The sequence below is a fragment of the Mesorhizobium sp. MC2-1-1 genome (genome assembly GCF_057597255.1).
Genome location: NZ_CP195205.1, coordinates 3,630,590 through 3,643,112, shown reverse-complemented (window position 1 = coordinate 3,643,112; position 12,523 = coordinate 3,630,590). Strand labels below are relative to the sequence as shown.

12 protein-coding genes are annotated in these 12,523 nt (G+C 64.5%); 4 read left to right on the top strand and 8 right to left on the bottom strand.

The window, feature by feature from the left end:
• Window positions 1-2: 2 nt before the first annotated feature.
• Window positions 3-1,304, top strand: coding sequence for an NAD(P)/FAD-dependent oxidoreductase (locus ACR64R_RS18020; RefSeq protein WP_487357683.1), 1,302 nt, complete (start codon window positions 3-5; stop codon window positions 1,302-1,304).
• 205 nt (window positions 1,305-1,509) lie between these two features.
• Here the strand turns inward: ACR64R_RS18020 and ACR64R_RS18015 are convergent, their stop codons facing one another.
• The 5 genes from ACR64R_RS18015 to ACR64R_RS17995 all read right to left on the bottom strand — a co-directional run bounded on the left by ACR64R_RS18015 (window position 1,510) and on the right by ACR64R_RS17995 (window position 6,663).
• On the bottom strand, window positions 1,510-2,286 hold the full coding sequence (locus tag ACR64R_RS18015) for an ABC transporter ATP-binding protein (protein WP_487357682.1): 777 nt from the start codon (window positions 2,284-2,286) through the stop codon (window positions 1,510-1,512).
• Complete coding sequence (locus ACR64R_RS18010) at window positions 2,283-3,128, bottom strand: ABC transporter ATP-binding protein (RefSeq protein WP_487357681.1); 846 nt, start codon at window positions 3,126-3,128, stop codon at window positions 2,283-2,285. The genes ACR64R_RS18015 and ACR64R_RS18010 overlap by 4 nt, the downstream gene beginning before the upstream one ends.
• Window positions 3,125-3,955 (bottom strand): ABC transporter permease, encoded by an 831-nt coding sequence (locus ACR64R_RS18005; protein ID WP_487357680.1) that lies wholly within the window; start codon window positions 3,953-3,955, stop codon window positions 3,125-3,127. Before ACR64R_RS18005 ends, ACR64R_RS18010 begins: the two co-directional genes overlap by 4 nt.
• A complete protein-coding gene (locus tag ACR64R_RS18000; protein WP_487357679.1) occupies window positions 3,952-4,938 on the bottom strand; it encodes an ABC transporter permease in 987 nt (328 codons plus the stop codon). Before ACR64R_RS18000 ends, ACR64R_RS18005 begins: the two co-directional genes overlap by 4 nt.
• A 114-nt stretch (window positions 4,939-5,052) precedes the next feature.
• Window positions 5,053-6,663: an ABC transporter substrate-binding protein gene (locus ACR64R_RS17995; protein ID WP_487357678.1), complete on the bottom strand. Its 1,611-nt coding sequence runs from the start codon at window positions 6,661-6,663 to the stop codon at window positions 5,053-5,055.
• A 330-nt stretch (window positions 6,664-6,993) separates the two neighbouring features.
• On the opposite strand from ACR64R_RS17995, the gene ACR64R_RS17990 reads away from it, so the two are divergent.
• Together ACR64R_RS17990 and ACR64R_RS17985 are read left to right on the top strand one after the other, a co-directional pair.
• A complete protein-coding gene (locus ACR64R_RS17990; protein ID WP_487357677.1) occupies window positions 6,994-8,184 on the top strand; it encodes a M24 family metallopeptidase in 1,191 nt (396 codons plus the stop codon).
• Between the two features lie 75 nt (window positions 8,185-8,259).
• Window positions 8,260-8,937 carry a DUF4304 domain-containing protein gene (locus ACR64R_RS17985; protein WP_487357676.1) on the top strand — a complete coding sequence of 226 codons (678 nt, stop codon included), beginning with the start codon at window positions 8,260-8,262 and terminating at the stop codon, window positions 8,935-8,937.
• Here the strand turns inward: ACR64R_RS17985 and ACR64R_RS17980 are convergent, their stop codons facing one another.
• Genes ACR64R_RS17980 through ACR64R_RS17970 form a run of 3 tightly spaced genes read right to left on the bottom strand, consistent with a single transcriptional unit; the run spans window position 8,938 to window position 11,470 of the window.
• Window positions 8,938-9,354: a cupin domain-containing protein gene (locus tag ACR64R_RS17980; RefSeq protein WP_487357675.1), complete on the bottom strand. Its 417-nt coding sequence runs from the start codon at window positions 9,352-9,354 to the stop codon at window positions 8,938-8,940.
• 4 nt (window positions 9,355-9,358) lie between these two features.
• A complete protein-coding gene (locus tag ACR64R_RS17975) occupies window positions 9,359-10,261 on the bottom strand; it encodes a phosphoenolpyruvate hydrolase family protein (protein WP_487357674.1) in 903 nt (300 codons plus the stop codon).
• A 12-nt stretch (window positions 10,262-10,273) separates the two neighbouring features.
• On the bottom strand, window positions 10,274-11,470 hold the full coding sequence (locus ACR64R_RS17970; protein ID WP_487357673.1) for a Tm-1-like ATP-binding domain-containing protein: 1,197 nt from the start codon (window positions 11,468-11,470) through the stop codon (window positions 10,274-10,276).
• A 156-nt stretch (window positions 11,471-11,626) separates the two neighbouring features.
• Here ACR64R_RS17970 and ACR64R_RS17965 point away from each other — a divergent pair, with 156 nt between their 5' ends.
• Window positions 11,627-12,316, top strand: coding sequence for a TetR/AcrR family transcriptional regulator (locus ACR64R_RS17965; RefSeq protein ID WP_487357672.1), 690 nt, complete (start codon window positions 11,627-11,629; stop codon window positions 12,314-12,316).
• Window positions 12,317-12,523: the final 207 nt, after the last annotated feature.

Sequence of the window (12,523 nt, the reverse complement as noted above, 5' to 3'; positions counted from 1 at the left end):
CCATGGCTTCGCCTTCGACAGACTTCAATTCCGGTCTCGATATCGGCAAATCCTACTATGTCGCCACCGCCAATCCGGCGCCCGACCATCCGGCTTTAGCAGGCGATGTGCAGGCCGACCTAGTGGTGGTGGGCGGCGGCTGCACGGGGCTGTCAGCGGCGCTGCATGCGGCCGAACGAGGCCTGAAAGTGGTGCTGCTCGAAGGCGGCAAGATCGGCTGGGGGGCGTCAGGCCGCAATGGCGGCCAGATGATCCCGGGCTTGCGCAAGGGCGCCAGGGGTCTGGTCAAGGCGTTCGGGCCGGAGCGGGCAAAGGCACTGTTCGACCTGGCCTTCGAGGCGCGAGGGCTGGTCCTCGATATCATCGAGCGCCACGGCATCGAATGCGACTTGCGCCTGACCGGGCATCTGGTCGGCGCGGTCGGCAGTTCGGACGTCCGCGACTTCGAGGAAGAGGCCGAGTGCCTCGCCAAGGTGATGAAGTTCACCGATGTCGAGATCCTCTCGGCTTCGCAGGCGCGGCAGATGGTCGATACACCCTATCAGGGAGCGGTCTACGAAAGGCTCGGCGGCCATATGCACCCGCTCAACTACACGCTGGGGCTTGCCCGCGCGGGGGTTGGCGCCGGCGTCGTCATCCACGAGAATTCGGTGGCGGTCCGCCTGGAGCGGGAGCCGTCCATCCGGGTGTTCACCGACAAGGGCTCGGTCCGCGCCAGGCATGTCGTGCTGGCCGGCGATGCGCTGCTCAAGGGACTGGAGCCGCGCGTCAACAGCCGCATCATGCCGGTCGGCAACTATATCGTTGCCACCGAGCCGCTGGATGGCAAGGCCGACATCATCCCGGCTAACGTCGCGGTTTCCGACACGCTCTTTGTCGTGAACTATTATCGGAAGTCGGCGGACGGTCGCCTGCTGTTCGGCGGCGGCGAGCGCTACACGCCGTCGCCGCCGGCCGACATCGCCGGCTTCGTGCGGCCGCATATGGAGAAGACCTTTCCGCAGCTCAAGGGCTGTCGCATCGACCATGCGTGGGGAGGGCTGGTATCGGTGACGACCTCGCGCCTGCCGCATGTCGGGCACTATGGCGAGGTCTATTTCGCCCATGGCTATTCCGGCAAGGGCGTCATCCTGTCGACATTGTCCGGCAAGCTCCTGGCGGAGGCGATCACGGGCGAAGCCTCGCGGCTCGACCTGTTCTCGATGCTGACGCCGCTGCCATTCCCTGGCGGCACGGCGCTGCGCGGGCCGCTCTATGTGCTCGGCATGCTGTGGTATGCGATGCGGGACCGCCTCGGACATTGACGCCGCGCCCGACGCTTGCCGGAGACGTGTGCGCCGCTGATGTCGGGCACCGTCGGCAAGCGGCGCGTGGAGCGCAAAAAGAAGAGCGATGAATACCGAGACGGGTCGACCGACTAAGAAGGAGCGACCTGAGCCGATCCTGTCGGAGGTCCGGCCCTCGGTCTCAATCCGCCGGCGTTGAGCTCGGCGGTGCTGCTTCACCGGATCATGACCGGTTCCTGTTCAGTCTCGGGGCCGCCTCGACAAGAGCCTTGCCGATCGCCGATCGCGGGTTGGCGATGACGGCGCGGGCATCGCCGCTTTCGGCGATCCGGCCGGCATCGAGGATGATGACGCGATGCGCCAGGGCGCGGATGACGCCGAGGTCATGGGAAATGAACAGATAGGCGATCCGTTCCCGCCTTTGCAGGTCGAGCAGCAATTCCAGGATCTGCCCGCGCACCGAAACGTCGAGCGCGGACACTGCCTCGTCGAGCACGATCAGCGACGGCCGCGTGGCGATGGCGCGGGCGATCGCCACGCGCTGGCGCTGCCCGCCGGAAATCTCGTGAATGGCGCGAGCCGCGAGGGCCGCGTCGAGGCCGACACGCTCCAAGAGGGCCGCGATGCGGCCCGGGCGTTCCGCGCGCGGCGCGATGTCGTGAATGCGCAAGGGATCATCCAGCACGCGCGCCACGGTGGCGCGCGGATTGAAGGCGGCGAGCGGGTCCTGGAACACCATCTGCAGGCGGGCGCGGCGAGCGCGCAGCGCGGCGCCTGACAGCGCGAGGAAGTCGTCGCCTTCGAAATCGATGCGGCCGGCCTCGGGCTCGATCAGCCGCAGCACCAGCCTTGCGACGGTCGATTTGCCGCTGCCGGAAGGGCCGACGAGCGCCAGCGTCTCCGCCGGGCCGATCTCGAAGGACACATCGTCGACCGCCGCGAAGGATTTGCCGCCGCGGCGGTAGCGCTTGGCGAGATTGGCGACGGAAAGCAGGGTCATGCCGAAGCGCCTTGCGGGTCGAGAAGAGGCTTCGCGTCAAGGCCGAGATGAGCGTCTAGCAACGCGCGCGTATAGGCATGACCCGGCGTCTCGACGATCCGTCGGGCCTCGCCGATCTCGACCAGCTCGCCGTGACGCAGCACCGCGATGCGATCGGCAAGCGTGGAAGCAAGCGCGATGTCGTGGCTGATGAAAAGCAACGTCATCCCGTCCTCGGTCACCAGCCGGCGGATCAGGGTGACGATCTCGGCCTGCACTATTGTGTCGAGCGCGCTGGTCGCTTCGTCGGCGATCAGAAACCCTGGTCCGGCGGCAATTGCCGCGGCAATGGCCACGCGCTGCTTCTGGCCGCCGGAGAGCTGGTGGGGGTAGGCGCGTAGGGCGGAGGCTGGATCGGGAAGGCGGACGCGTTCGAGGAGCGTCTTGGCCTTGGCGTAGGCGTCAGCCCAGGTGAGGTTGAGATGGGCACGGGCGACCTCGGCGATCTGTTTGCCCACCTGCATCACTGGATCGAGGCTGGAGGAGGGGTCCTGGAAGACGACGCCGATGTCGCGGCCGAGGAGAGGCCGTTGTTGGATTTCGCCAAGCGCAGATGACCGGCGTTCTGTCGCGCCAGCGCTTGCCGGCAGGAACCATTCGATGCGCCCGCCGATCTTGGCGCCCTCCGCCAGCAACCCCGCAATCGCCAGCGCCAGCGTGCTCTTGCCCGAACCGCTCTCGCCGATGATCGCCAGGCGCTCTCCGGCCTCGACATCGAGGCTGACGCCCCTCAGCGCCGGCACCTCAACACCGTCACGCCAATAGCGCACCGTCAGATCGCGGATCGAGAGCAGTCCGGTCACGACAGGCTCCTGCGTACCGCCGTGCTTTCCACCACGCCCTCTCCGGCGAGATAGACACCGAGCACCGTCAGGACCAGCGCTATGCCGGGAACGATCGACAGATATGGCGCGGTGCGCAGCACCGTACGGCCTTCGGCGATCATGCCGCCCCAGGTGACGCGGTTGGGGTCGCCGAGGCCAAGGAACGACAGCGCCGCCTCGGTGAGGATCGCGGCCGCTACGATCACGGAGGAGAGCGCCAGTACCGGCGGCAGCGCGTTGGGCAGCACCTCGCGTAAGGCGATCTCGAGCGGATGCATGCCGATGACACGGGCGCCGGCGACATAGTCGCGCTCGCGGATCGACAGCACTTCCGCGCGGGCAACACGAGCCGGCCCGGTCCAGGCGCCGAGCGCGATCGCCGCGACGACCGCGCCGAGGGAGGGACCGACGATGCTGACGAAGGCCAGCGCGAGCAGGAAGCTCGGCACGGTCTGGAACGCGTCGGTGACGCGCATCAGCATCTCGTCGACCAGGCCCCCGGCAAAACCGGCCAAAGTGCCGACCAGCGCGCCGATCAGGAGCGCCGCTGCCGCTGCCGCCAATCCCACCGCAAGCGAGGTGCGAGCGCCATGGAACAGCTCAGCCAGCACGTCGCGGCCGAGCCGGTCGGTGCCGAGCGGCAGCGACCAGTCCTGGAAAGGTGGCAGCAGGGCAGGGCCGGCGATCGCCTGCGGGTCGCCGGGAAAGAGCAGCGGCGCCGCCAACGCCATGACGACAAGCGATGCCAGGATGATTGCGCCGGCGATTGCTTCCGGTGTGCGCAGGAAACGACGCAGGCGGCTCATGCGCCGACCTCGCCGGCGCCGACCCGCGGATCGAGGAGAGCGTAGGCGAGATCGACCAGGAGATTGATGACGATGACGAAAACGGCGCTGACCAGGATGATGCCGAGCAGCAGCGGTGTGTCGCGGCCGGCGACGGCTTCCTGCGCCAGCCGGCCGAGGCCTGGCACCGCGAAGACGCTTTCGATGACGACGCTGCCGCCCAGCATCTGCGCCGACTGGAGGCCGAGCATGGTGACCAACGGCAAGAGCGCATTGCGAGCGACATGGGCAAGCACGATCCGGCCGCGCGGCAGACCCCTGGCCCGAGCGGCGAGCACGAAATCCTGCCGCCAGGCTTCCGCCATGCCGGCGCGCATCATGCGCAGATAGAGCGCGAGATAGATGAAGCCGAGCGCCGAGACCGGCAGCACGAGATGAGTGGCGATGTCGGCGGCGCGCGCCAACCCGGTCTTGGCCGACGCGATGGTCTCGATGCCGCCGATCGGAAGCCAGCGCATGTCGACGGCAAAGAAGACGATGAGCACGAGGCCGAACCAGAAGCCTGGCACGGCATAGAGCGCCAGCGAGCCGATGGACAGGAAGCGGTCGCGGAAGCTGCCCGGCCTCGCCCCGGCATAGATGCCGAGCGCCGAGCCGAGGCCGAATGAGAGCGCGGTGGCGCTGCCCATCAGTATCAGCGTGGTGGGCAGGCGCTCCAGGATAACGTCGCGGATCGGCCGCGAGAAGCTGACAGACTGGCCTAGGTCGAGATGCAGCAGGGCCCACAGGTAGTTGGCGAGGCGGGTGAGCTCCGACTGATCGAGGCCCCAGCGGTGACGCAGCAGTTCGATCATGCCTGCATCGCCGCCGGTCGAGACGACATAGGAATCGACCGCGTCGCCGGGAGCGGCTTCGAGAAGGAGGGAGCCGCCGATGACGACGATCAAGAGCACGAAGACGCTGCCGACGAGGCGGCGGCGCAGGAGGGCAAGGGCGCGGGTCATGGCCAGGCCCGGTCAAGGCCGGGCGACAACCCGAGTGTTCTACGGCAAGGCTGTGGGGGCGAAACTCTCATTCCCGAAGCTGAGCACCCCAACCGTCGATCCGCAAGTGCAGGATCAACCCGCCAAATAGGTGTCCGCCCAGTTCGACACTGCCCAGCGCGGATTGTTGGCAATGTTGCCCACCGTATCGCGGGCGACGCTGATAAAGCTCCATTCGGCGACGTTGATCAGCGGCAGGTCGGCCGCGACTTGTCTCTGGAACTGCTTGTAGAGGTCGGTGCGGGCCGCCGTATCAAGTGTCTCGGATGCCTTGAGGATCAGCCCGTCGAGATCTGCGTTCTTGTAGCCGCCCTGGTTGGAGAAAGGCACACCGTCCGGGATTCCGCTCTGCACAAGGATGGTGGTCGAGATCGCCGGGTCGCCGCGGAACACGGGCGGACCGACAGCGAGATCGAAGGCATGGTCGGTGTAGACGGCCTTGATGTGGGCGGCGGAATCGTTGTTGACGATCTCGGCGTCGATGCCGATGGCCGCGAGCGCCTGGCGAAGATAGTCGCCGAACTGTTTTGTCTCGTTGAAGTAGGGCGCCGGCAAAAGCTTAAGCGCGAACCGCTTGCCGTCGTCGGCGCGCTTGTAGCCAGCCTCGTCGAGCAGCGCATTGGCCTTGGCGACGTCAAAGGCATAGGTCGGCACGTCGGCGGTGTAGAATTGCGGATCGTTCTTCGGCACCGGGCCGGTGGCGGTCGCGGCGTAGCCGAGGAAGATTGTCTTGACGACGAAATCCTTGTCGATGGCATGCGCGATGGCCTGCCGCACTTTCAGATCGGCCAACTCCTTGCGGCGATGGTTGATCTCGACGACGAGCTGGTAGGTCAGCCCCTCATAGCCCTTGGTGATGACCTTCAGGCCGGGCACTTTCGAGATGCGGTCAAGATCGGCGAGCGGCACGGCGGAGAAGGCGGCAAGCTGGATCTCTTCAGCCTCCAGCGCAGCCGCGGCAGAGGTGCGATCGGGGAGCACCTGATAGACGATCTCGTCGAGATAGGGTTCGTCCTTGCCCCAATAGGTGTCGTTTCTCGTCAGCCGGTAATACTGGCCGGCCTTGTATTCGGCGAATTTGAATGGGCCGGTGCCGACCGGCGCGTTGTTGGCCGGGTTGTCCTCGATCTTGCCGACCTCGTAAAGGTGCTTCGGCACGACGCTCGACAGCGCCGGCAACGCGTTGCGGATCAGCTGGAACGGCGTTGGCTTGGCGAACTTGAAGATGGCTGTCAGCTCGTCCGGCGTGTCGACGGCTTGCAAATCCTTGAACACGGTGCGGCCGAGATTCTGCAGCGGCTTCCAGATCTGCAGCGCCGAGAAGGCGACGTCGGCCGAGGTGAAGGGCTTCCCGTCATGCCATTTGACGCCGTCACGGAGCTTGAAGGTGACCGACAACCCGTCGGCGGCACCTTCCCAGGAAAGCGCCAGTCGCGGCTCGAGCCCGTCCTTGCCCTCGAATGAGGCTTCGGCCAGCGTCTCGACAATCTTGCTCGAGATGAAGAAGACACCGTTGGAGGCGACGATCGCGGGGTTGAGGTTGCGCGGCTCGGAATCGGCGGCCAGCACCAGACGGCCGCCCTTCTTCGGCGTCTGGGCGAAACCAATGGTCGGCAGCGCGGTCGAGGCCAGGAGCAGCGCCGAGCCGGCCAGCAGGCCGCGGCGTGAAATGGTCAATCCGGACATCGCTCAAACTCCCCTCTTCGCGCCCTCAAGGCGCGGACGCTATCGACAGGCGGATTATGGCTCTTGGCAAACGTTTCGCCAGAGACGGATTTGGCGCATCATGGCTTGGCTTTGAAATTTCCGTCCTCTGGACCAGCCACCGAAAGACACGTCCCGTCATATTCTGGTAGGACCAGATTATTGCGACGTTCAACGAGATGATCATGAGCAAAGCGTGTTTAGCGCGAATGTGATCAGTTCTGGCTGGACCAGAGGAGCTGGAATGGTGCAGATTTCACCAGCATCAAAATTGGCCGCGTGAGAAAGGCCGATCGATCCAGGGAGAGGCAGATGAACATCGCTCCGGGCAAAACCGAGATCAGCAAGGTTCCATTCGACCAGGCGCGGGTGGACCGGCTGATGGAAGAGGCCGGCATCGACGTGCTCTTCGCCACCTCCAAGCACAACACGCAATATCTGCTCGGCGGCTACAAGTTCATCTTCTTCGCGGCGATGGATGCGATCGGCCACAGCCGCTATCTGCCGATCGTCCTTTACGAGAAGGCCGGGCCGGAACACGCCGCCTATATCGGCAACAAGATGGAAGGCGGCGAGCACCAGAACCATCCGTTCTGGACACCGACCTTGCATGCCGCCTGCTGGGGCACGCTCGATGCCGCCAATCTGGCAGTCGAACATCTGCACAAGATCGGTAAGTCGGCGGCGCGCATCGGCATCGAACCGGGGTTCCTGCCGTCCGACGCCTACATGCTGATCAGAAAGGCTTTGCCGGACGCCAAGTTGATCGACGCAACCGACATGCTGGAGCGCATGCGCGCCATCAAGACCGAGGCGGAGCTGGAACAGCTGCGCATCGCCTCCGAGCTGATCACCGATTCCATGCTGGCGACGATCGCCTGGGCGCGGGAGGGCACGAGCAAGACCGACATCATCGAGCAGCTCAGGCGCGAGGAGACCAATCGCGGCGCGCATTTCGAATATTGCCTGCTGACGCTGGGTTCCAGCCACAACCGCGCAGCGTCCAGCCAGGCGTGGAAGGCGGGTGAGGTGATGTCGATCGATTCCGGCGGCAATTATCACGGCTATATCGGGGACCTTTGCCGCATGGGCGTGCTCGGCGAGCCGGATGCCGAACTGGAGGATCTTCTGGCCGAAGTCGAAGCGGTGCAGCAGGCGGCCTTTTCCAAGGTCAAGGCTGGCACGCTTGGCGGGGACATGATCGCGCATGCGGAGAGCGTTCTGAAGGCATCCAAGGTTGCGGCCTACACGGACTTCTTCGCGCATGGCATGGGGCTGATCACGCATGAGGCGCCGTTCCTGATGACCAACCATCCGGTCGCCTATGAGGGTACCTATGCGGCGAAGCCGCTGGAAAAGAACATGGTGCTTTCGGTCGAGACGACCATGCTTCACCCGACGCGCGGCTTCATCAAGCTGGAGGACACGGTAGCGGTGACGGACAGCGGCTATGTGATGTTCGGCGATCGCGGGCGTGGATGGAACAGGGGTGGGGCCGGTTAAGGGCTGGCGTCGGTCCATGGCTCGGATTATGCCGAGCTGCGCAAGCGACATGCCCGGCAGTGGACCGCCATCAGAATGGAACATGAACTGCCCAACGTCTTTCTGGATGGTTGCCAGCAAGTTTCTTCGTATCTTGAACCAATGGGGTTTCGCTTCGTCAAAAGCGGACCTCACGCCAGTCGCCGAGCAGGCGATTGGACATACAAAGTCTCCTTTCAATCAAGCAATCTGAATGTCGCTGGTGAATATGTCGAACTGACCGTTCATGCCTCAGTTTACAGCAAGGCGCTGAGAGCATGGGATGAGGGCTCGGCGTGGCCTGCGGACGCAAGCGACTGGGTAGCAGGGGGGCAACTCGGCAATTTGCGGACGCCGCGCAAATGGCGGACATGGAATATAGCGGGACCAATTACCCGTCCGTCTCAAATCACGAATATCGTTGCCAACATCGAGGCGATCATCCTGCCATTTTTTGATCGCTTCAGCGCGCCCCGAAGACTCGCTCAAGAGGTGGCGATCTCCCAAGTTCCGGGCTTCGACCGGCCGGAGCACGCCCTCAGATTTGTATACTGGCAGCTGGGTCGAGAGTCGGCCGAGGACTGTATATCGTACTGGGTTAAGCGGCTGCCCTCCGGGGATGCCTTCCGGTCGGAGCGGGATGCTCCCGTTCTTCCAGACAGACTTGCGCTCGGGAGCGACACCAATAACCTAGCGAGAATAGCCCGTGCAATGAAGATTGGGATGAGCCTGTAGTCAACGCTCCGCCGGCAGCAGCCTGAAATCCGGCAGGTCGCGCAGCGCGAGCTCTGGTCCTGCGGGCGAATAGACGACGAAAAGCTGCATCGGCTGGTCGCCGGTGTTGAGCGTCGAGTGGAAGCGGCTTTCCGGCACGTAGATGGTGCAGCCGGGCCCGACCTTCGCCACCACCGGGTTGCCCTTCTCATCCTCGACCATCTGCTCGCCATTACCGGAGATGACGAAGATGATCTCTTCGGCGCCCGGGTGGTTGTGGCGGGTATGCCCTTTGCCTGGCGGCAGGTCGACGACGCCGCCGGAAAAGCGCTCAGCGCCGTTCACTTCCGGCGCGACGGTGAGCGCCAATCTGCCCCAGTCGAAACCAAAGGCGCTGACATCCTTCGGGTAGACGAAAACCTTGCTTTTGTCGGCCATTGCCTCATCCCTTCCTTTTCCTTTTTGTCGAAGCATCGGATTTCCCCAAAACCTGCTTCCACTTTTGGGTCCGATGCTCCAGCGAAACCGCCTTGAAATCCGCCGTCTGCCGGGCGATCGCCGCTTCGGCCGGCAGACGCTCCATCGAGCTCGCGCCATAGAAGCCGTGCAGCCCCGCGCAGCGCTCCAGGATGTAGCGCGCGTCGTCGGGCATCGAGATCGGGCCGCCGTGGCAAAGCAGGATCACGTCCTTGCGCACCGAGCGCGCGGCATCGGCTATGGCGTCGATCTCCTTGACGCAGGCGTCGAGCGTCTTCGCCGAGGTGGCGCCGATCGAGCCGCCGGTCGTCACACCCATATGGGCGACGACGATGTCGGCGCCAGCCCTGGTCATGGCGCGCGCCTCGTCCGGATTGAAGACATAGGGCGTGGTGAGAAGGTCGAGTTTATGCGCCTCGGCGATCATGTCGACCTCGAGGCCAAAACCCATGCCGGTCTCCTCGAAGCTCTGGCGCATGGTGCCGTCAAACAGGCCGACGGTCGGAAAATTCTGCACGCCGGAAAAGCCCATCGTCTTCAACTCGGCCAAGAGCAGCGGCATGATGACGAAGGGATCGGTGCCGTTGACGCCGGCCAGCACCGGGGTCTTCTTCACCACCGGCAACACCTCATAGGCCATCTCCTTGACGATCTCGTTGGCATTGCCATAGGCGAGCAGGCCGGCGGCTGAGCCGCGCCCGGCCATGCGGTAGCGGCCGGAATTGTAGATGATGATCAGGTCGATACCGCCGCTTTCCTCGGCCTTGGCCGACAGACCGGTGCCGGCGCCGCCGCCGACGATCGGCACGCCGTCGGCGATCATCTTGCGGAACTTTTCCAGGATCGTTTTGCGCGGAATGGCGGCCATGCTTGTCGTTTCTCACTTCTTGGCGATGTCGAGGAACGCCTCGGCGGCTGCCTTGGCGAAAGCGGGGTCGTTGATATGCAGCGGCAGGCGCGTGACGGTGCGGTTTCCGGTCGGCTGGATCGTGCGCTCGATGGCGTCGAACAGCGCCGCGTCGGCTTCCGGATCGAAGAAGGCGCCGCCTTCCATATCCAGCGCCGAAATGCCCTTTTCCGGGATCAGGAAACGCACCGGGCCATCGCAACGGGCAAGGCGGCCGCCGATCCATTCGCCGATTTTGCGGCATTCCTCTGCCGTGGTGCGCATCAGGGTGACGTTGGGGTTGTGTTCGTAGAACAGGCGTCCGCGATAGCGCTCGGGGATCGTGGGCGGCGCCCAGAAGTTCACCATGTCGAGCGCGCCGACCGAGCCGACATAGGGCAGTTTCGAGCGGGTAATAGCGCCAAAGCGATCCTCGGTCGCGGGCAAGACGCCGCCGAACAGCAAGTCGCAGACTTCGGTCGTGGTGATGTCGAGGACACCGGCAAGCAGGCCGCTGTCGGCGAGTTTCTCCATCGAGCGGCCGCCGGTGCCGGTGGCGTGGAAGACCATGCAGTCATAGCTGGCGCGCAATTGCTCGACGATCGCGGTCACGCAAGGCGTGGTGACGCCGAACATGGTCAGCCCCAGCGCCGGCTTGCCGGCGGCGACCGGGGCGGGCTTCGCGGCCATGCCGGCGATGGCCTGGGCGGCATTGTGCAGCACGGTGCGGGAGAGCCTGTTCAGTCCCGCCATGTCGGTCACCGACGGCATCATGATGATGTCGGAGACATCGACGTAAGGCGCGGTATCGCCGGAAGCCAACGTCGAGACCATGAGCTTGGGCAGGCCGAGCGGCAGCGCGCGCATGCCGGCGGTGACGATCGAGGTACCGCCGCCGCCGCCGATGCCGATCACGCCGGCGATGTCGTCGCGCGACTGGATGAAATTGGCGAAGGCGGCAGCCATGCCGGCAACGGCGGCGCCGCGATCATCGACGCCTAGAACCGCGCCGGCTCCCTTGGGGTGTTGCGCGGCGACCTCGCTTGCCGCGATGTCGACCGGAACCGTCGCGCCGCGCGTGCCGATGTCGACACGCGTGACTGTGCCACCGGCCCTGATGATGGCATCGGCCAGGAAGGCAAGTTCCTCACCTTTGGTGTCGGCGGTGCCGACCACATAGATGCGGCCCATCCTTGGTTTCCCCTTCGTCCGGCATGCCCGGCGTCGCCGTCCGGCCCTTTTGCCCTACCCTTAGGCTCCTCGGCAAAAGCCTCGTCGCTGGTGGGACCCCATTATTGCCCGGCATTGCGCCATTGCAAATTTTTGAGACGCGCGTATCGTATTGATATGGATGTCTCACGTCAACAAGTTGTCTCCGCTGACGATGTCCCACAGGTCATCGAGAAGGGGCCGCGCGCCCGCACCAGACGACTCATGCTGGAGACGGCGACAAGGCTGATGCAGTCCGGCATGACCCCTTCGGTCAGCGAGGTCGCGGAGGCGGCGGGAGTGTCGCGAGCGACCGCCTACCGTTACTTCCCGAGCCAGGCGGCGCTGGTGCAGGCCGTGGTCGATGAAGGGCTTGGTCCGATCCTCACCTGGAAGTCGGCGTCCGACGATGCCGAGCGCCGCGTGGCGGATTTGTTCGCTACCGCGATGCCGCGCATCGAAGCCTTCGAGGCGACGTTCAAGGCTGCGCTGAAACTGTCCCTCGACCAATGGGCGCGGCGCGAGGCGGGCACGCTCGGATCGGAACCGGCCTTCAAGCGCGGCCATCGCGTCGACTTGCTGAAGGACGCGATCACGCCACTCAAGGGGCGCTTGAAGCCGCGTCAGTTCAGGCGCCTGGCCCAGGCGCTGTCGCTGGTGTTCGGCGTCGAGGTGGTGACGGTGCTGAAGGATATCTGGGGGCTGGACAGCGCCGAAATGATGTCGGTCGCGCAATGGGCAGCCGGGGCGCTGGTACGCACGGCGATGGCGGAATCGGAGCCGAAATCGGCAGAAATGTCAGTCACATCCAAAGCGACGACTGCGTGAATCTGGTTGGACCAGATTGCCGGAACAGGTTGGGATGTTAACTGGGGTTGCCCGGTCGTAGCAAGGGCTCTCCATATCAAAGAGTAGGAAAAACAAGGCAAAACAGACAGATATCGTAATGTTTGGCTTTGGTGACTGCTATGGCCGCCTCAAGAAAGCGCTTGACGTCGAGCAAGAATTGGTAATACCAGATTAGGATAGATGAAG